18 protein-coding genes are annotated in these 20,782 nt (G+C 39.6%); 9 read left to right on the forward strand and 9 right to left on the reverse strand.

The genetic code is table 11. The annotated features are described in order from the left end of the window. Positions 1–412: 412 nt before the first annotated feature. Entirely contained in the window at positions 413–640 is a 228-nt protein-coding gene (locus tag ACUR5C_RS11450; RefSeq protein ID WP_454465263.1) for a hypothetical protein, read from the reverse strand. Between the two features lie 412 nt (positions 641–1,052). On the opposite strand from ACUR5C_RS11450, the gene ACUR5C_RS11455 reads away from it, so the two are divergent. Next, positions 1,053–2,222, forward strand: a complete 1,170-nt coding sequence (locus tag ACUR5C_RS11455; protein ID WP_454465264.1) for a DUF484 family protein — start codon at positions 1,053–1,055, stop codon at positions 2,220–2,222. Positions 2,223–2,269: 47 nt separating this feature from the next. Here ACUR5C_RS11455 and ACUR5C_RS11460 read toward each other — a convergent pair whose 3' ends face one another. The 4 genes from ACUR5C_RS11460 to ACUR5C_RS11475 form a co-directional block, all read right to left on the reverse strand. Next, positions 2,270–3,433, reverse strand: a complete 1,164-nt coding sequence (locus ACUR5C_RS11460; RefSeq protein WP_454465265.1) for a 4-phosphoerythronate dehydrogenase — start codon at positions 3,431–3,433, stop codon at positions 2,270–2,272. Positions 3,434–3,516: 83 nt separating this feature from the next. Then, positions 3,517–4,482 carry a GGDEF domain-containing protein gene (locus ACUR5C_RS11465; RefSeq protein WP_454465266.1) on the reverse strand — a complete coding sequence of 322 codons (966 nt, stop codon included), beginning with the start codon at positions 4,480–4,482 and terminating at the stop codon, positions 3,517–3,519. A gap of 282 nt (positions 4,483–4,764) precedes the next feature. Next, entirely contained in the window at positions 4,765–5,154 is a 390-nt protein-coding gene (locus tag ACUR5C_RS11470) for a hypothetical protein (protein ID WP_454465267.1), read from the reverse strand. Positions 5,155–5,277: 123 nt separating this feature from the next. Continuing rightward, complete coding sequence (locus ACUR5C_RS11475) at positions 5,278–5,859, reverse strand: hypothetical protein (protein ID WP_454465268.1); 582 nt, start codon at positions 5,857–5,859, stop codon at positions 5,278–5,280. A 462-nt stretch (positions 5,860–6,321) separates the two neighbouring features. On the opposite strand from ACUR5C_RS11475, the gene ACUR5C_RS11480 reads away from it, so the two are divergent. From ACUR5C_RS11480 to ACUR5C_RS11505, 6 genes are all read left to right on the forward strand, one after another. Continuing rightward, entirely contained in the window at positions 6,322–6,945 is a 624-nt protein-coding gene (locus ACUR5C_RS11480; RefSeq protein WP_454465269.1) for a LysE family translocator, read from the forward strand. A 53-nt stretch (positions 6,946–6,998) separates the two neighbouring features. Next, positions 6,999–7,553, forward strand: coding sequence for a GTP cyclohydrolase I FolE (folE, locus tag ACUR5C_RS11485; RefSeq protein ID WP_454465270.1), 555 nt, complete (start codon positions 6,999–7,001; stop codon positions 7,551–7,553). A gap of 45 nt (positions 7,554–7,598) precedes the next feature. Next, positions 7,599–9,701 carry an FAD-dependent 5-carboxymethylaminomethyl-2-thiouridine(34) oxidoreductase MnmC1 gene (gene mnmC1 / locus ACUR5C_RS11490; protein ID WP_454465271.1) on the forward strand — a complete coding sequence of 701 codons (2,103 nt, stop codon included), beginning with the start codon at positions 7,599–7,601 and terminating at the stop codon, positions 9,699–9,701. A 209-nt stretch (positions 9,702–9,910) separates the two neighbouring features. After that, positions 9,911–11,092, forward strand: coding sequence for a porin (locus ACUR5C_RS11495; RefSeq protein ID WP_454465272.1), 1,182 nt, complete (start codon positions 9,911–9,913; stop codon positions 11,090–11,092). A gap of 90 nt (positions 11,093–11,182) precedes the next feature. Next, entirely contained in the window at positions 11,183–11,707 is a 525-nt protein-coding gene (locus ACUR5C_RS11500; RefSeq protein ID WP_454465273.1) for an FMN-binding protein, read from the forward strand. Beyond that, complete coding sequence (locus tag ACUR5C_RS11505) at positions 11,704–12,507, forward strand: PepSY domain-containing protein (RefSeq protein ID WP_454465274.1); 804 nt, start codon at positions 11,704–11,706, stop codon at positions 12,505–12,507. Before ACUR5C_RS11500 ends, ACUR5C_RS11505 begins: the two co-directional genes overlap by 4 nt. Before the next feature lie 38 nt (positions 12,508–12,545). On the opposite strand, the gene ACUR5C_RS11510 is transcribed toward ACUR5C_RS11505, so the two are convergent. The 4 genes from ACUR5C_RS11510 to ACUR5C_RS11525 form a co-directional block, all read right to left on the reverse strand. Then, positions 12,546–13,256, reverse strand: coding sequence for an AAA family ATPase (locus ACUR5C_RS11510; protein WP_454465275.1), 711 nt, complete (start codon positions 13,254–13,256; stop codon positions 12,546–12,548). A gap of 176 nt (positions 13,257–13,432) precedes the next feature. After that, positions 13,433–14,137, reverse strand: a complete 705-nt coding sequence (locus ACUR5C_RS11515; protein WP_454465276.1) for a DUF3581 family protein — start codon at positions 14,135–14,137, stop codon at positions 13,433–13,435. Between the two features lie 167 nt (positions 14,138–14,304). Then, on the reverse strand, positions 14,305–15,195 hold the full coding sequence (locus ACUR5C_RS11520; RefSeq protein WP_454465277.1) for a DMT family transporter: 891 nt from the start codon (positions 15,193–15,195) through the stop codon (positions 14,305–14,307). Positions 15,196–15,205: 10 nt separating this feature from the next. After that, the gene (locus ACUR5C_RS11525) at positions 15,206–16,273 is read right to left on the reverse strand and encodes a bifunctional transcriptional activator/DNA repair enzyme AdaA (protein ID WP_454465278.1); all 1,068 of its coding nucleotides are present in this window, start codon (positions 16,271–16,273) and stop codon (positions 15,206–15,208) included. A gap of 197 nt (positions 16,274–16,470) precedes the next feature. On the opposite strand from ACUR5C_RS11525, the gene ACUR5C_RS11530 reads away from it, so the two are divergent. Beyond that, a complete protein-coding gene (locus ACUR5C_RS11530) occupies positions 16,471–16,962 on the forward strand; it encodes a GNAT family N-acetyltransferase (protein WP_454465279.1) in 492 nt (163 codons plus the stop codon). 191 nt (positions 16,963–17,153) lie between these two features. Then, entirely contained in the window at positions 17,154–20,753 is a 3,600-nt protein-coding gene (locus ACUR5C_RS11535; RefSeq protein WP_454465280.1) for an EAL domain-containing protein, read from the forward strand. Positions 20,754–20,782 lie beyond the last annotated feature (29 nt).

Below are 20,782 nucleotides of genomic sequence, written 5' to 3' on the forward strand. Positions count from 1 at the left end.
TTCAGTTTTATCTATGCACCCTCGAGCACAAGAATATCATAAAAATCAAATAATTAGACTACTTGGAGGTTCGTTAAAAAAAAAGTTGAGAGCGAAGAAGCTAACGCCCTTCACGCCCCTGTGTTAGGTCATTAACCGAAAAATAACTTGGAGCCACCCGACGACGATAAAATTTCTTGTGGAGAAAAAGCCGGGAAGCTTTACATTAACTAAAGCAATCTAACTTAGGATTAAAATAAAGCTTAATTTAGTTATTTAGTCACTCGCTCTCAACAAGCAAATACTAACAACCGGCAACTAGTTATGCAAGCAGTATTTTATTGAGTAGTACCTAGTTGTGAGCCAAATATAGATTGGTGGCTGCAACAGTCGAAATATAAATAGCTAAATATAAATAGAAAAATATTAATAGTTAAATATCAATAGCCCGGCCTGTTATAGTCAAGCGAACCTTTCGTCGATCTTCGCCAGTGCGACGATCAATACCAGAACGCATATCAGGAACAGTGATCGCTCTACCGCTTAGCTGGCGACGATCTTCTCCAGTGCGCCTATCTTCACCTGACCTTTCCGCGATTTTCTCGCTAGTCCAAGTTACTTTATCTTCTGGTTTCACCATATCTATGTCTTTTTTAGCCATTTATTTAGGTTCCCTGTGACTGCGGCTTATCGATTACACTAGATTTAATTAACTAAGGTTAATTGAGTTAACTAGCGGGAACAACGATGGGTTAGTTACAATCCCTTATTAACAGTATAGAAGATTATTCGCAGCTAGTTATCCTTCTTAGTACTTTAAAATATCTCAAAGTTCAATGGATTGCACTATGTTGGGTTTAAGCCTTTGATTCTATGAACACATTTTATATTATAAACCAATAACTTGAAGCACAGATTTCTAAGCAAAAGCAGACGCTATTGACTAGGCTTTAATAATAGTAATAGGAATGACCACAATATATTTGAAAACTTATCGTTATAAAGTATGCGCTCTACTGATTTTTACAAAAAATCGGTAAAGATTGCCACTATAAACGCCACTAGGCCATAAAATGACAGACTTAACCCAACAGTTACGTATTCTCGAAATTGACAATAAAAACCTTGTGGCTGATCACGCAAAAGTAAAACGTGTTTTAGAACAACTTTTAACAAGCGCCAAAGAAAACCAACGCACTCAAGAAAACTTTTACCAACTAGAACTTTTCTTTTTACAGGCAAGTAATTTTAAGACTTTACTTAAGCGTTTATTAATTGACTTTAAAACTAAGTTTAATATCCAAGAAGTCGAGCTTGTTATTTTTGACAATGGCAATGAAATTAAATCGCTTTGCGAAGAAATTTACGGCGAATTAGACTTTCATAATTTGCACTTTAGTCATACAGTAACTGAACTAGAAGCACTTTATCAAATTAACCAACAGCAAGCACAAAAAGAGATTAAAGGCTCTACTGCCCAACTTCAGTTAACCCAATCAACTTCAACTATCAATTCAGTCTTTAAAGCTCAATGCAGTCACCTAAAAAGTGCGGTATTAATGCCTCTGATGCGCAACAACCAACTCATTGCGAGCCTCCAAATTGGCAGCACCGACCAACAACGATTTGAGCCCAGCTTAGCAACCAATTTTTTAGAGCATTTAGGCTCTATTATTAGCGTGTGTATTGAAAACTCATTAAATCAAGAAAGGTTTATTCATTTAAGTTTGGTAGATGTATTAACTCGAACTAAAAACCGACGCTACTTCTTCCAAGCTATGGCAAAAGAAATAGCTAAAGCGAGCCGTTCTTTAGAGCCATTGTGCTGTCTTTATTTAGATATTGATCATTTTAAAAAAATCAATGATAAATATGGTCACCATGCTGGTGACGAAGCGTTAGTTCAAGTAGCAAAAGCTATTAAACCAGTGCTTAGAACATCAGATACACTAGCCCGCTTTGGCGGTGAAGAATTCGCTATTTTACTTACCGAGTGCCAACTAGAAACCGCACAAAAAATAGCGGAAAGAATTAGAAAAAACATTGCAGAGCTGTGCATTAAATTAGCCGACCACCAAAAAATCCAACTCACTGTATCAATTGGCGTAAGCTGCTGGCAGCCCCAAGATAAAAACAAAATCAACCCGCTTAACATCCAAAGCAGCTTGATCAATGACGCCGACCAAGCACTTTATAAAGCCAAACACAGTGGAAGAAATAAAATAGAAGTTGGCGGACTATAATAGTCGATTTAGATGCGAGTAGAGCGAATGTTTTTTACTAATAAAAGCTAAGGTATTGCGGTTAGGCGCTTAAGAGTCTTTATTAAGTCATTTAGGTGCTTTGTTTTTTTGTCTGCCTCGGCTACGAACCAGCCCGAATAATCTCTTCGTGTTTGATTATGAGAGCGCAAATAGTGCTTTCTTAATTTATCGAAACTCTGACCAAAATCTTCTGATATTTCAACTTGCTTACTTAAAGCTTCGCTATCTTTCGCTATGTCATAAATTTTTAACAATACCGATTCGACACTAAGGCCTAAGTCAACATTAAGTGATTGAACAGGTGGATAAATCGTTTCTTCAAGCACAGTTGGCGAAATTCCAAAGTGTTGGCAAAACGCTTGATAAATAAAAAAACTTCCTCTTAACTTGCCCTCTAAGGTGTGCCCAGCGATATGGGGAGTTGCCAGCCAACAGCGCTTGACCAGCTCGCCATCAATATGAGGTTCGTTTTCGAAAACATCTAAAGCAAAATCTGCGTGCTGCGGCTGATTTAAATAACTGCGTAATGCTAAGTTATCAATAACGCCACCTCGTGCGGAATTAATCACTAACTGGTTGTGTTTTAAACGATTTAAATTATTCGCGTTTAACAAATGGTAGGTTGGGCAGTCTCCGTTATGTGTTAAAGGAACATGCAGACTGACCACATCGCAGTTAAGCGCTTCTTCAAAACTAACAAAACGTCTTTTATCACCACATTTTTTTAACGGCGGATCACACAACACATAGTCAACACAAAGAATATTAAGATACGCGGCTAACAGACTACCTACGTTACCCGCGCCAACAATTGCAACTTTAAGCTCGGTTATTTTTTTATGCTTATGCAAACACCAATGGCTGATGGCACTAATAACATATTGAGCGACTGCGGCAGCGTTGCAGCCTGCGGCGTTAGTCCATGTGATTTTATTATTATCGAGCCATTGAGTATCTAAGTGATCAATTCCAATGGTTGCACTACCCACAAATTTAACCGGACTTTCATTTAACAAGGTAGCATTAACTTGAGTCACCGAACGGCACAATAGCGCATCAGCTGCGACTAAATGCGTCGCTTTTATTTCTCGACCAGGCAACTTTTGAATTTGAGCAAAACAAGCAAAGAGCTCGTCTAACAAAGGCATATTTTCGTCAGCAACTAGGCTGAACTTTTTTATTGAGCTCACAGAATATGGTCTTGTACTTGAAAAGCCTATAGTTTAACGCTGAAACAACATAACTGTCGAGACTAGCTCACCAAGGAAGTTAGCTACTCGGCAATACAGCATTTATTTCGGCCTGTCTCTTTAGCTTGATATAACGCCTTGTCTGCGCGAGACAGCCAATCAGACGCTGATTCGCGAGGGTTATACTGGGCAAGCCCAATTGAAATGGTAAGTTTAATTCGGTTTTTAAAATTAGTATTCGCCACTAATTGGCGAAGCTCTTCAGCAAGATTAATAGCTTGAGTAATTTCAATGGGTAAGGGAACGATGATAAATTCTTCGCCGCCAAAACGGTAAAGCGCGTCAGTGACTCGAATTCGATTATTGATAATTTCAACGACTTCAACTAAAACATCATCGCCTGCTTTATGTCCGTATCGGTCATTTACCATTTTAAAATAGTCTAAATCTAATAAAAACAAACAAATCGAACTCGGTTGCCGAGCTTGTGTTTCAACTACTTCAGCAAGTTTTTCGTTTAACGAGCGACGATTACCACACCCGGTTAATGGGTCACGTCCTGCTTCATTGGTCAATCTAGCTTGGTTGTCATGCATGCTTTTAGCAAATACATAGGCAAAGCCATTGGTCATAAATAAGGTTGCACTAATACTTAACAAATTTACCGTATTCGCTTCTAACCCAATTAAACCGATACAAGTGACACTAGCAAACAAACTCACCAACGCAGCGGCATTGGGCTTAATTAAATAATAGGCGGCTAAAATTGCCGGATAGACCCAAAATATCTGCGAGCTACCTTTAACTGAAACACTCAAAATAACCCCAGCAGCCGAAATTAAAGATAGCGCATAACTCGGAAATGCCACTTTGCGCGTCCGAAATACATAGCCACATATTAGCGCCATAACCCCAGCAATGAGTAAGTCGATGATTGCGATAAGCCATTCACTATTTAAAAAGCGAATAATGCTAAAAGGGAAAATGACCGCGGCACCTAAAGCGCCTAACCCAATTAATACTCTTTCTTGTAAACTTCGTGGTTCCAATAGACTCTCAGCTGTTACTATAAACTTGACCGGTTTTAATTAAAGCTACTTTTTATTACTAGGTCATCCCGACTTAGATAAAACTTGAATACCGCTTACCTTTAGTAAATGTAGTCTGTTTTAGCGCATTTTTCTTATTTACCGCTAAATTTAACCCCTCTTAGTGATAAAACACTTAAATAAGCTACTTGATTAAAAAGCCTAAACCGTTAGTCAAAAAAAAGGCAATGCCACAAAAGCACTGCCTTTCAACAACCTATAGATAGGGTGACTTATAAGCAACTAGCCATGCCTTCTAGAGTCCTTAAGTACAAACACGCTAGTACAGGTACTACTCGTACTTGACTTATTGACCCGCAAATAAGTCATTGGGCCAAGGTTATTACGAATATTTACTGCTGCATCGTATAAAGCATTTCCTACCGGAATTGTGCAATAAAAGCTGCGCCCACTCACTGCGTCTCGCCCACCGAAACCAATACTACTATTGGCATATCCGTTACCCCAAATATAACTATTGGCATGCCCTGCAGTAGGAGAAGTACCCACATTAAACTGCCCCGTCATCGAAGTATTGGTTGAGTTTACTATCACACTGCCTAAAATTTGAGCTGACACTGATGAAGCAAATCCTAGTGTTGCAATAGCGCTAATAATTAATAACTTTCGCATATCCTTATCTCCAGTTTTGATTTAAAAGGGTAAAGTGCTCGTCACGCGCTTTACTTCTATTACCTAACTTGCTGCACTTTTTTACTCACTTAGCACCAAGTAACGTAATGCTTTACGCCTCGTTTATAGGGGCGGCGGGTATTCAGCAATTGAGCTTAACCCTTGTTCAGCAGCCTGCGCGAATAAGTCGAGTAGCCTCATTCTTTCATGAAGACTAATCAGCGCGACGTGCTCAATAATTGACTCACTGTCATTAGCGCTCCAACTTCCATTTTGAATGGCTTGCTGTAAACGCAATTCAATTTGTGCAACGGCTTGTTGCTGTTGTTCTAAGGGAATTTCTGTGGCACTCCCTAAATGCGAATTTTTGCGCTGCGCTAAATCTTGTTGCAACAGCGTAATTTCATCCTTTAGCAATTTTATTTCTTCGATAACTTGAGCGTTAATCTGACGGATCTGGTTGTTACTATCTTGCTCATACTGCGAGCTATTAATTTGATTTAGGCTTTGATTAGCGACTATAGCGCTCGTGATTTGTTGTACTTGCGTATCACTTAAATTCGCTCTTATAACTTCTGGCTGCACTTCGCCTCGCTGACTGACTAATAAAAAAACGACAACCACCAACAAGGTTTTTTCGAAACTAAAAAAACCCATCAATCTAGCGCTTAAGTCTGACTTTTGCTGCGCTTTAACTTGCTGCATTCTTCCCTCTCTTTCGTCCATTTAAACGATGCATTCTGAAAGCAAATTACTTTCACCCGATGTTAACCAAGCATTTAAGTTAGCCGAGCATTGAAGTTAGCCGAGCATTGAAGTTAGCCATGCACAAAACTAAGCAATGACGAATAGAAAATCGATTCAATTCAAAATAGCTAACAAAAACTTGTCTTGTCAGGTTGTAATTTAAGCACCATACGCGCCAGCTGTCTTTCAGCTAAGGCAGTATTAATTTGTCAGCCATCATTGATAGTTAATGTCAGCTTTTGCAGACAATATAGCGGTTTACCAATAACTTAAAACCGAATGAACTCAAAAGCGCTTTTATTACAATTTAAACTGAATAATCTCGCCAAAAACTAGCTTAGCAACAACAAAGAATTGCTTTAACTTAGCCTACGAATTAGTTAGTATGCGCCCTCTTAGAATTTTAAGATTTTGATACTTATGCTGCTCGACTACACCTTACTCGCTCTGTTTATACCTACCTTTATGCTAGTTTCTGCCACCCCAGGCATGTGTATGACTCTAGCGCTGACTTTAGGAATGACGGTAGGCTTAAAGAAAACCCTATGGATGATGTGGGGTGAACTCGTTGGAGTCGCAATTGTTTCTATTTCAGCCGTGATTGGAGTGGCGAGTGTCATGTTACATTACCCCGGAGTATTTAATTTAGTTAAATACCTCGGCGGAGCCTACCTGATTTACTTAGGTATTCAAATGTGGCGCTCAAAAGGTAAAATGGCACTTAATTTAGACGCACAAGAAGTCCAATTTTCTGAGCTAAGACTTATGTTACAAGGATTTGTCACTGCAATTGCTAACCCTAAAGGCTGGGCTTTTACTATTTCTTTATTGCCCCCTTTTATTAACCCTGAGCTCCCTCTCACCCCTCAATTGTCTGCATTAGTTTTAATCATATTAGTTAGCGAGTTTATCTTTATGACCTTGTATGCTACTGGCGGACATACTTTAAGTAAGCTAGTGCGAAATCAACAAAATGTAAAAACAATTAACCGACTTTCTGGTTCGTTAATGTTTGGCGTTGGATTATGGTTAGCGCTTGGCTAAAAAGGCTAGGTCGATTACAATAGCCAGCTTTATCGATAACCCTTGGAAAACCAATGAGTGACAAAATAGCTGGACTTTATAGCGAGCTTTTAACTGAATTAGGCGAAAACGTTTCTAGAGACGGCTTAATCGACACACCGAAAAGAGCAGCCAAAGCTATGCAGTTTTTAACTCGCGGGTATCAGCAGTCATTAGACGAAGTAGTCAACAATGCAATCTTTGAGTCAGACAACGATGAAATGGTCATTGTGAAAGACATTGAACTTTACTCTCTGTGCGAACATCACTTACTACCATTTATTGGCAAATGCCATGTAGCCTATTTACCAACAGGCAAGGTTATAGGGCTTTCTAAAATTGCTCGAATCGTTGATATGTTTGGGCGTCGCCTCCAAATCCAAGAGAATATGACCAAGCAAATTGCAGAAGCGATTATGCAAGTGACAGGGGCTTCCGGAGTAGGAGTGATTGTTGAAGCTAAACACATGTGTATGATGATGCGCGGCGTAGAAAAGCAAAACTCAACCATGAAAACTTCGGTAATGCTTGGGACTTTCCGCTCTAAACCTGCTACACGTGCTGAGTTTTTAGAATTAATTAGAGACTAAAATAAACTAGCGCAAAGTCAAAATTACCTGAGAGTAAAATCGAATATGTCTAGCGCCCATTTAGCTCGGTTTGCCCAAGTAAAGCCGGCGCAAATCGAGTGGCGAGAAGGCCTCCCTATTAGTCTTGAGTTTAACGACATCTACTTTTCGCAATTAGATGGCGTGGCCGAAACAGAACATGTTTTTATTCAAGGAAACCACCTTTTAGAGGATTGGCAAAGCGCTAAACAGCAACACTATTATGTCGCAGAACTCGGTTTTGGTAGCGGCCTCAATTTTTTAGTTTGCGCACACCATTGGCAGCAGAAAAATCAGAACAACCCCAACTTAAATCAACAGCATTTAGAATATATTTCAATAGAAAAGCGGCCTTTCAAACATAGCGATCTTGTAAAAGCGCATTCTCTGTGGCCCGAGTTTAAGCAGATCAGCGAGCATTTGCTGCAAAACTATCCAGCCCCAACTTACGGACGCTTTCAAATTAAATTTAAGCGACTTAATATTAGTCTAACGTTATTATTTATGCCGGTAGAAGATGCTTTACAGGATTTAATAGACGAACAAACCAGCCGCCCGATGCTTAAGGTTGACCATTGGTTTCTGGATGGCTTTGCGCCTGCTAAAAACGAATCAATGTGGAACTTGCCAACTTGCAAAAAAATGGCTCAACTCAGCCACTCTGCTACTCGCGCAGCTTCTTTTAGCGTAGCAGCGGCAGTAAAAAAACCCTTAATTCAAGTCGGCTTTAGCATACAAAAACGCAAAGGCTTTGCCAAAAAAAGAGAAATGCTCTGCGCTACTTTTAATGGTACTCCGTTAGCTCCCCCCATTGAGGTGGGCTCAACCCAACAAGCGAATTTCCTAAACTTGAAAAAATCTAAACCTTGGTTTCGCTATGCCACACAACCTTCGTTAGCCCAAAACAACCAAAGTATTGCAGTAATTGGTGCAGGCATTGCGGGGTGCGCAACTGCCTTTACCTTAGTGAATCAAGGTTATCAGGTCACTCTAATTGAGCAAACCCCTCAATTAGCCAGTGCAGCTTCTGCCGCAGCTGCCGGGATTTTTCACCCTCAAATTACCCTAGATATAAATTACGCTAGCCAATTTAACTGGCAGGCCTATCAAGTTCTAGTCAGCTTTCTTAATCAATTAAGTTGTCAACAACGTGCTCAACTCGATTTGCGCAAAAACTTGCAGCGCTCTCTCGAACGAGACAAAGCCGATGCGCTGTTTAACCTATTTAATCGCTTAGAGATTGCCGACTGGCTAAAATATAAACCATCGTCACATCAGCAGCAAAGCATTGTTTTTACTCAAGCTGGTGCGCTTAATCTAAACGCATTCTGCCAATTGTTAATCGCGCTTTGTTCAAGCGACAAGCTTACTTGTTTACTTTCAACTCAGTTGATGCATATCAATTCCAAAGATCAGGGCCAACATCAACTGACCTTGAAGACTAAGCAGATAGAAACAACTCAGCACTTTAGTCACGTTATTTTCTGTGGTGGAGCCAGTTTAAACCATAGCCTCATTAACGCCACTAATACAGGGTTAGCGACCCACATAACCCAAGGTCAAACAGGCGTGTTTCACCATGCAGATTTAGCAAAGCAATTAAATGCGCCTTTATGTGGCAAGAGCTATATTGTTCCACTAGGAAACCAAAGGTTTCATATTGGCAGTACATTTAAAACAGTGGCGCAACAATTAATGCTTAGTAACCCTATGCCTAATAGTTTAGAGCCAAGCGATCAACAAGTCTTATTTAATCAGGCGAACGAATTACTTAAGCTTCACCTGCTTCCGCCAGTACCTAATATCGACGAGGTAAATTTTGCCACCCAAGGGTATAGACTGCATGCTTCCGATCGCTTACCTATCGTCGGCGGAGTACCCAATGCCAAAGCTATTCAACAAGACTTCGCCCAACTCGGCCAGCGAAAAATTCAGCTTAAGCCACAAACAAGCTATTATCAGCAGGGGCTTTGGCTAAATACCGCCTATGGTTCTCATGGGCTGCTTTATAGTTTACTGGCCAGTCAACATTTAGCCGCCTTAATCAATAACCAACCATCCCCTTTATCGCCTAGGATTGCTCAAGCGGTGGATCCTAACCGCTTTATGATTAAGACCTTAAAAAGCTAAAAGCTTAAATAAATAGCCAAACACTCTGTCGAAAAATCGCTAGAAAGCTAGTGTTTACCAAGAATTTTTACGGTTTTAAATTGAACAACCTCATCAAATAACAATTAATCGCATTTACTATTGCAAATGATTTGCATTTAGAATTCGATTACCGTATAGTTCGCGAAACTTAACCACCATTATCTTTTTTAAACATTTAGGGTATAAAAATGAACTTTAAATTAGCGGCTGTTTCAGCAGCCATATTAGCTTCCACTACAACTTTTGCAGCAGAGCCAAGCAATCAGGAGCTTTTAGATTTAATTAAAAAGCAACAAGCACAAATTCAAGCGTTGCAAAAGTCAGTAAAAGATAATCAGGAAAAAAATCAACAAACCGAACAAAAAGTTGAAGCCAGTGTCACCGCAGTAGAAGAATCAATGGCAAACTCAGTGGCGTCAAAAACATCAATTGGCGGCTATGGCGAGCTTCATTACAACAATATTGAACAAAACGAATCAATCGACTTCCACCGTTTTGTATTATTTTTCGGCCACGAATTTACTAGTAATATCCGCTTTTTCTCAGAACTAGAAATTGAGCATGCACTCGCAGGCGACGGAAAACCTGGTGAAGTTGAGCTTGAGCAAGCTTATATTGAGATGGACTTAAGCGATGCAACATCAATTAAAGCGGGCTTATTTTTAGTTCCAGTGGGCATATTAAACGAAACTCACGAGCCTAATACATTTTACGGCGTAGAGCGTAACCCTGTTGAAAAGAACATTATTCCTTCTACTTGGTGGGAAGCAGGTGTTGGAGTTACCTCTAAATTAGCCGAAGGTGTTTCAGCTGAGTTTGCATTACACTCAGGTTTAAGTACACCAACTTCTGGTAGCAAGTCATTTTTAATTAGAAGTGGCCGCCAAAAAGTTGCCAGTGCTAATGCGGATAGCTTAGCTTATACGACGCGGCTAAAATATACTGCGATCCCAGGCTTAGAGTTAGCAGCTTCTTACCAGTACCAGCAAGATGTTACTCAAGGCGAACTAAACGCAGATGCTAGTTTATTAACGGCTCATGCGGTTTATACGAGTGGCGCTTTTGGGCTACGCGCACTCTACGCAACATGGTCAATCGATGGTGCTGAAGCAGAGTTAGTTGGTAGAGATGAGCAGTCTGGTTTTTATGTTGAGCCAAGCTACAGACTAAACCAAAACTTTGGACTGTTTGCACGCTACAACGTATGGGATAATAACGAAGGTCTTAGCGACGATACAGAAATGCGTCAAACTAACATGGGCTTAAATTATTGGCCACACGAAAACGTGGTTTTTAAATTTGATGTTGAGAACCGCATGGGTGCACAAGATGGCAGTGGATTTAACTTAGGTGTTGGTTATCAATTCTAGTTTAAATCAGCCTTATAGCAATATAAAATGGCAAGCTTTAGCTTGCCATTTGGCGTTCTAGTAGACAATTAAATGATGGGTTTTTCATAAATGAAGCGACTGTTTAAGATCATCTTTTTGTGTCTGAGTTTCAGCTTAACCATAACGGCTGAAGCCGAGGTGTACTTAACAGAAAATGAATTTATTCAACAAGTCTCCAGCGCTATTTCACAAAGCAACTTTCAACGCAAAACGCTTTGGTTGAACCAGTCGATCCAATCTGAAATATCCAGCATTCTTGGCCACCCCTACCCTAAATTGCGCTTAAAGTATTGGCAGTTTGAAGAAAATACTATTTGGTTTTTAGAGGAAATTGGCAAAGAGAAGCCAATCTCATTTGCGGTTCATATTAACAATCATAAAATTATTCAGGTTAAGGTATTAGCGTTTAGAGAAAGTCGTGGCGATGAAATAAAAATGCAAGCATTTAGCGACCAGTTTAAAAATAGCCAGCTAACTGAGAGCGATCAACTCAACCGGCCTATTGATGGAATCTCCGGCGCGACTATGTCGGTTAATGCCATGAAAAAAATTTCCCGTGTTGCCTTAAAGCTTGCTAAACTGCTTAACCAATGAACGCATACCATAAAAAACAAAAGCAAAAAAAGCGTAAAAGCATTTTCAGAAAATGGCATAGACGGCTAGGCTTTGCCGCCTCAATTTTTCTTTTAAATTTAGCAGTAACGGGTGTTTTACTTAATCACTACGAATCACTCGGCTTACAAAACACAGCAGTTGAGTCTAATTTGCTGCTAAATTGGTACCAAATAAAAGCGCCGACACACGCTCAATGCTACTCAATAAAATCCGCTAAACTGTGTCAATTAGACAATTTGATTTACTTTAATAAGCAATTTATACAAAAACTAGAAATGCCTTTGAAAACGGCCATTTTAAACGACGAATTCTTTGTTGTTGCAACTAATCGAGAGCTATTGTTACTCACTTATGACGGTCAGCTAATCGACCAAGTTAAGTTTAAAGCGCTTAGTGGCAGCCCCATAATATTTGAGTCTGTTGAGTTAGTCGCGAGTCATCAAAACCGACTTTTAGTCGAACTTAACCAATTAGTCTTTCAAGTTGACTGGGATAACTATTCGTTAACAGCAATGCCAAGTGTTAATCACGAACGACTCGCAACTTGGCAGAAACTACCGGCGAATTTACAAGTCAGCCAAGGAGAACTAGTCGCTTTGGCACAAGACTATCGTCAACGTCAATTAAGTTGGCTTAAAGTTATTCAAGACTTACACAGCGGTAGTATTTTGGGGCTAAGTGGCAAGGTCACCAATGATATTACGGCTTTAATTTTAATATTGTTGGCTTTGAGCGGCTTTATTACTTGGCGAAGACGCAAACATCCCCCCGCGGAATAGCCAATTAAACGCCGTATTGCTTACTTTTAAATGACAAACTAACCTTTTTTAATAAATTCTTGCGCGCTAGTCGATTTAGACAGCGATACTTTGACTTCTTTGCTAACAGCTCTTTTTACCGCAGAAGACAACGACCATACCTCTGCGCTAGCGACAGGATCAGTCCACTCATACACACTGCAGCCTTCAGCAAAAGAATCCATATAAGCCACTCGAAAAGTTAGCTGATTTTTAAATGCTGTCAGTTTAGAGTCTTTGGCGACCTTTTGAATAACTTCTTCAGATGATTTCACCCGACGCCGCACACGATTCCAGCAAATTTTAGTTTTTAACTGTTTATTAATCGCAGCAGCTTTGTTTAACAGGGCTTCAAAGGTTTGAAAAGACCATATTTCTACCGAAGACGGGGCAAGTGGCACTAAAACCAAATTTGACTGCAATAGCATTGCGCGAACCAAAGCATTTACGTGAGGCGCGCCATCAATAATGATGTAATCGAAGTTTTCGCAGCTTTTATCAATAACTTGATTTAATTGAGCCGGCGTAGATGCCTGCTGTAGCACCAAACCAGTGTCTTCGTAGAGATCTTGGCGTATATTAAACCAAGCTGAAAGTGAGTGTTGTGGCGGATCACAATCAATCATTAAAACTTTATTTGACTGTGAAAAAGTTACCGCGAGATTGGCACAGACCGTACTTTTACCGACCCCACCTTTTGCTTGAGCTATAGAAATGATCTTTGCTGTCATGCGCATTTACCCACAATCATCAATGATTTTATCGTTAGAGTTATTCTATCTAACTGATAATGTAGGATTTTTTCGCAAATAAAGCAAACTTTAAATCAATTAAAGCGCAACTAATTTAAACTACTAACTGAACAAAAAGCGAGCAATGACTCGCTTTTTGCCTTCTAAAACCTGCTTTAGCCTTGGAACTTTGCTTTACTTTCTTCGTAGTTTTGCACTAACAAGTCAACCCCAGCTTGCTCAAAAGGGCGCAGCCCGCTCATAATAATTTGCTTTTCACCTTTTCCAATGACTTTTCCAGCTGCGCAAATATCAAAAAACATCGACACTAAGCCACGTTTTCCATTTACGTCAAATTGGCATCGTTCTAGCTCCACTGAGGGCTTGTCGTCAGAAAAAGAGTCTAAAGTTAGCTTCATTTGGTCATAAATAACCATTGGCTTTTCTGCGTTAACCATTACCCCTTCTTGCTTCATTAATTTTACAATTATGTGGGGAAAGGTTTTACCCGAAAAGGCAACGTATGATTTAATCAATTCGCTGACAAAAGTGTCGTCTTTTGTCACGTCTCCACTACGAGTAACTGTCAAAAAGCTTTTACCGCGTTCATTTTCAACTCTTATACAGTCACCCTGCTCGACAAACTGAACTGGAGTATCACTGCCTACCATGCCTTGAAAATCAAAATTCATGGACTGACTTAAGCCAAACTCACTTAAAGTTAACGCAAAAAGTAGGTCACCAGGTACACAAAAACGTTTACTATCAGGATCATGGATAGGGTTATAGTCACCAGCAACTTGCTTAGCAAAATCGCTCGCTTGCTGTTTAGAAAATGAGTAAGACTGTTCAACTTGACTACAGTAATTTTTTACAAACATATTGGCTCCGCGCGGTTAACTTTGTTATTAATGGCTTGAAGCGCAGCCGCTACGGACAGTTGCGACGACGATTTAAAGGACAAGCATTAATTAAAAACGTTTTTAACTCGTTTTTGGTCAGCGCGCACTATACCTGCGATTGACTTAATAAGCTATTTTTTAAGGTCTTACCTGTTAAATCGCAACCGCTTAATTAGGGTTTCATAAAAGCCTGTAGCTAAAGTCACACCAACTAAAATGACTAACCCAGCAAAAAGTGCTTGCAACGAAAGTACCTCGTCGAGAAACCAATATCCCCATAGAACCCCAAAAATAGGTATTAAAAAAGTGACTGTGGTTGCATTTGCTGGGCCGACATTGTCAATAAGCTTAAAGTAAATGACTTGTGCCATTCCCGTACAAACAACAGCCAGTATAATCACATTAATCCAAGCTCCTTGTGATGGCATTTTATCTGGCCACCAAATAATTGCGAATGGAATAAGAAACAAAGTCGCTGCAAACTGACTTCCAGTGGTTATTGCTAAAGGACTCACTCCGATTAAGTGCTTCTTACTATAGTTAGCCGCGAATGCGTAGCACAATGCCCCGCTTAAGCCTGCAGCCACAGCTAAACTGGTATTAAGTTGACCAATAGCAAGCTTTTCCCACACCAATAATATAACCCCTAAAAACCCCAGTAACAGGCCGAGTAATGCGCTTTTTGAAAAGCGCGACGCAAACCATAAGCTGCCAATAAATGCCGCAAAAATGGGCGTTGCCGCATTTAAAATTGAGGTATATCCAGCGCTGAGCGATAACGTTGCATAGGCTAATAGTGTAAAAGGCAACGCTGAGTTAAGCACTCCAACTACGCTAAGGGCTTTCCAGTGTTGAGCAACTTGTTCGGGCTTGGCCTGTTTAAAAAAGAAAGGAAGCAAAAATAGGCCTGCAATAGCCACCCTTAGTGCAATGAGCCCTACTGCGCCAAATTCTGGTGCGCTAACTCGCATAAACAAAAACGAGGCGCCCCAAATAGCAGCTAAAAACAACAAGCTAAAAACATCACTCACTTTCATAACTAGCCTTTTAAATAGAAGTTTGTTGGTTTTGTTCCAAATCAAGTAGCCGCTGCTTCCGCCACAGGCCACCACCGTATCCAGTTAGCTTGCCATTTTTACCAATTACCCGATGACAAGGCACTAATATTGAAATTTTATTGTCACCATTTGCTTTAGCCACCGCACGCACCGCCTTAGGATTACCAATTAACTCAGCTTGCTGTTGGTAACTACGTGTTTGAGCATAAGGAATGGTCAACAGCATTGCCCAAACTTGGCGCTGAAAATCTGTTCCAACTAAATCTAAAGGCGTCTTAAACTGGCTTAACTGGCCATTAAAATAGGCTGCCAACTCATTCTCAAGTTGACTGAACAGCTCATGATTACCCGACATTATTCGTGCATTAAGGCTTAAAGTAAGCCGCTTAAATTGTGTTTCTAGCATTCGCCTATCACAAAACTCTAGCAGACAAATCCCAGCTTCAGTTGCACCTACAAACATTGGCCCTAGCGGTGTTAAAAGCCGATTAACAATAACAACAGACTGCTGTTTGCTTTTGCTTGGTAACACACCAGTTAACTGTTTAAAAGCTTCATTAAACCCACTAATTGAATCATATCCACTCGCTAAGGCAGCATCAGTGACTTTTTGCTGATGTCTAATTTGCCCGAAAGCATGATTGACTCTTAAGGATCGCAAATAAGCTTGAAAAGTGATGCCATGATTTTTTTTAAACCATCGCCTGACTCTAACCGGGTCAAGCTGTCTTTCTCGCAACCCCTGATCAGTTATGCGTATCCCCGGACAAGCCGAAATTTCTTTTAGCAAGCCTTGCAGCCACTCGGGTGTTTCACCTTGCACCCGCATAGGCTGGCAAACTTTACATGGACGATAACCATAATTTAGCGCAAGCTGAGTATTGCCAAAAAACTCGACATTCTCTGGTTTGGGTTTACGCGCAGTGCAAGTCGGCCGGCAAAAAATGCCTGTGGTTTTTACTCCAACAATAAATATCCCTTCATAACTTGGATCTTTATTACACAGTGCTCGATACATTTCAGCTTGCGCAGGTAGGTGAGAATTAGAAATTGCCATGGCACTTTTTAACCTAATAAACTTTAATTTTTACAGTAGATAAAATTATGCCCTAGTAAAAATCATTTTACTTCCGAAAATTGAACACTTAATATTTTAAGTATAACTATCGGCTCATTTATCGATAGCACGCTTTATTTATCTTCTGCTTTTAGTCACTCAGCTTACGGAAGTCACTAACTTAATACAGGTCATCTATGCCCCATATCATCACTGAAATTGTCGACTATAATAACGCTAAACAATGCGAAGAGTTACTTAACTTGTTAAATGACTACTCTATGGATCCAATGGGGGCAGGTAAACCCCTAGCTACAGAAACTCAACAGCAGCTAATTAAGCAACTTAAAAAGCTTTCCTATGCGGTTTCATTTATTATCTACGTAGACGGAAAACCCGCTGGAATGAGTAATTGTTTTGAGGGCTTTTCAACCTTTAAGTGTCAAGCACTACTTAATATTCATGACTTTGCCATTTCACCAGAATACAGAGGCTATGGTTTAGCGAGCACCTTACTTCAGGCAATTGAAAAACTGGCTCAACAAAGAGGCTATTGTAAAATAACGCTTGAAGTACTCGAAGGCAATGAACTGGCACAAAACTTATATAGAAAACACGGCTTTCAAGGTTATGAACTTGATCCTGCAATGGGAAAGGCTCATTTTTGGGAAAAGCCCCTAAAAAATTAAAGTAGCCCCCTTCATTTTCTATTATTGAGATTTATATAGCAAAAACTGGCACCACTAAGAGCCCCTTTTTTTTAGGTAAATCATTGATATTTAATGATTTATATTCAATTGTAGCAATTAGGTTTAAGTCAGCAAAAGTTAATTTTATCGACTAGGCTTAAAAGAACAATCTTTTAACTAATACTGGATAGATGCTTAAGATTTTTGCTGCTTTAAGTCTTTTATTTTGCTGCCTATCGAGCGCTTTTGCGCTCGATAAAGTATCGTTGCAGCTTAAGTGGGAGCACGAGTTTCAATTTGCCGGTTATTACGCAGCAAAATGGCAAGGCTATTACCAAGAAGCAGGAATAGAAGTAGACATACTGCCTTTGTCACACCCCAATGGCGAATTTAAAAACGTAACCCAAGAAGTGATGTCAGGACGCGCACAGTTTGGCATTGGCTCTGTAGACCTGCTGGTGTCGCTTGATCAAGGGGCTGACTTCTTAATTCTGGCCCCGATATTTCAAAAAAGCCCGCTAGCTCTATTTTCACTGGCATCGTCCCCCATTGCTGACTTAAACCAACTGGAGAATAAGCGTATTGCGGTAATTAATGACTCTGCAATAAAATCTGAATTACAAACATTGTTTAAGCTGCGCGGCTATGACACCGATTTAATCAAATTTGTTGACGAACCCCCAACCATTGAAACTTTGCTCAACGGCAAAGCAGATGTCATTTCAACCTACCAGATTTCAGCAGCTCACAGAGCAAAAGAACTAGGCGTAGAACTTAGCGAATTTTTACCCTCCAATTTTGGCATTAATTTTTATAGCGACTCACTTTTTACTTCGCGTGCATTTTATCGACAAAATCCAGACCTAGTGGATCGCTTTGTAAAGGCTAGTTTAAAAGGGTGGGAGTATGCGGTGAAAAATAAGTATTCACTCGCTAATCGAATTAGTAACGAGCTACCTCGTCATATCGTTAATTACGAAGACTTAAACGCCTACAATAAAGCTTTCGCTGATAATATCGAGAGTTTATTAAAGTATCCTGAAGTACCGATAGGTCATATCAATCCGGAACGATGGTTTGGAATGAGCGAACAACTTAGGTTTATCGGGCTAGTGAGAAAACCACTCGATGAGAATTTTTTATACTCCAATATTCAAAAAAATAAAGACTCACAAACTGCTCTGCTAACAGGTATTACCAAAGTGTTGGTTTGCCTTTTATTACTGAGCCTAATTTTTATATTATGGTATAAGCGCAAGCTTTACAGCACGCTAGTCGTTTTTTTAAGCTTAATGCTGATTCTAGAAGCTATTGTAGAACAAGAAATCACCCGCAAAGAATCTCAAGAAATAAAACTTGAACTCACGCGTAGACTGAATTCAATTAGTGCAAAACTTAATGGCAACTTGCAAATTAACCTGTCTATGTTAACTGGATTTTCCGCTTATATTTCGGCACACCCGCAAATTTCAGATGAAGAATTTAGAAGCTACGCAAGAGAGCTTTTTAAGAAAGAACCTATGTTAATAAATTTTGCTGCCGCTAAAGACTTAAAAGTCAATTTGGTTTATCCGCTAACCGGCAATGAAAAAGTCATTGGACTTGACTACTTGAAAACGCCAGCACAAAAAGACATGGTTTTAGAAGTTGTAAATACAGGACAGCTGCTCGTGGTGGGTCCTGTTAACTTAGTTCAAGGTGGAGTTGCATTTATCGGTCGTTCCCCCATTTTCACTGGTGAAGGTTCGAACAGAAAACTTTGGGGGATTATATCTGCCCCACTAGATGCAGACAAACTCTATCGCCATTCAGATGTTTACCAAGTCGGTAATGATTATCAACTCTCTATTAAGGTTTATAACACTTTTAATATTGAAGGGAAGATCATTTACGGACAAAAGTCTACGTTCGATCATCCCACCCATGTACAGGAAAGCATTTCAGTTGGAGGGGGCACCTGGAAACTGGCACTCGCGCCAAAATTTGAAAGCAATGAAATTAGCAATGAAGTACTAATTTCAAGGCTCATTGCGCTATTTATTTCGATAGTGTTTACGCTACTAATTATTTATCGCTTTAATCAAGAAAAGCTACGCCTACTTTTAGAAGCCAAAGTCAAGAAAAAACAGCACACGCTTATTCAAGTTGGAAAAATTGCCAAAATAGGCGGTTGGACCATCAACTCAAATGGCGAATTTGAAGCTTGGTCAAAACAAGCAGTGTCGATGCTTTCGCCTTATTTTAAAAAAATGCCTAGTAATACAGTCGATTTTTGTCAAAAGTTAAAAGTTGAAGATGCAATGCTGTGGAAGAAAAAAATTAGCGATGCGTTTAGTAGAGGCCATTCGTTTGACATAGAAATCTCTATTCAATCAAAAACTATTGATAACTTGTGGGTAAGATTAATTGCTGATGTAGCGACAAAAAATTCAGCGCACATTAGTGGAACAATTCAAGACATTACCTCAAAAATAGTTGATGCCAGAATTATTCAACACCAAGCAACCTACGATGCACTAACTGATCTCCCTAATCGAGTTTTGTTTAGTGATAGGCTAACTCACGCAATAGAAAGAGCCGAAAGAAATAACTTTAAAGTAGCAGTTCTTTTTATTGACTTAGATCGTTTTAAACCCGTTAATGATAATCATGGTCACCTTGTTGGCGATCAACTATTAATTGAAGCGGCTCATAGAATTTTACCTTGCGTCCGAAATTCCGACACGGTTTCTAGGTTGAGTGGAGACGAGTTTGGTGTTTTATTGGTTGATATTAACGAAAATATTAATGTTTTAAATATCATAGAAAAAATCATGGGTGCTATGCAAGCACCTTATCAAATAGACGACCTTTCAATTCATTGCTCTGCAAGTATCGGTATTGCGCTGTATCCAGACGACGCTAGCGATGCAGACACGCTAATAAGAAATGCTGATCAGGCAATGTATGTTGTAAAATCTTCAGGCAGAAATGGCTGGCAGTTTTATACTGATGAAATGCAGATTAGCTCAGAATATAGACACACATTGCACTCTGAACTAATCGATGCCATTAATAGCGAGCAACTCATTCCTTACTATCAACCCATCGCCTGTTTACAAGAAATTAAAACTGTAAAGTGCGAGTCTTTATGCCGCTGGCCGCAAACTGATGGCTCCTTCATTCCTCCAAATGAATTTATTTCAATAGCTGAAGAAAGCGGTTTAATTAACAAAATAGATATCGCTATGCTAAAAAAATCGGCAGCTTATTTAATTCAAAGCAACCGAACACGAAAAAATAAAATCGGTTTATCAATTAACATTTCTCCACGGCTATTTGTGACTAAAGACAATGCTTTAGAAACTTGGATTTCGTGCATTACCGAGCTGAACAAATCTCTCGACATTACCGTTGAAATTACCGAGCGACTACTTACAAGCGATAGTGACAAAGCACTTGACGTGCTAAACCACTTAAAAAGTCTCGACATTAAAATAGCGATTGACGATTTTGGAACAGGCTATTCCTCTCTGAGCTATTTAGTTAAGTTTCCTGTAGATATTATAAAAATAGACAAGAGCTTTGTTGATCAAATAGGGTTAGATCACTCTTCTGAAACATTAATTAAAACTGTTATTGCAATGGCTAAGAATATGGACATTCAAGTTATCGCTGAAGGAATTGAAACGCAAGAACAGCTTGACTTTTTAACTATTAACGGCTGTGATTTTGGACAAGGGTATTTTCTTGGTAAGCCGGTGGCTGAAGTTCACTTTGAAAATACTTCACAAAACTTAACGTTAAACTAGCTAGAGGTTACACTTAACTTTAGCTAGTT

The organism is Aliikangiella aequoris (assembly GCF_053709105.1).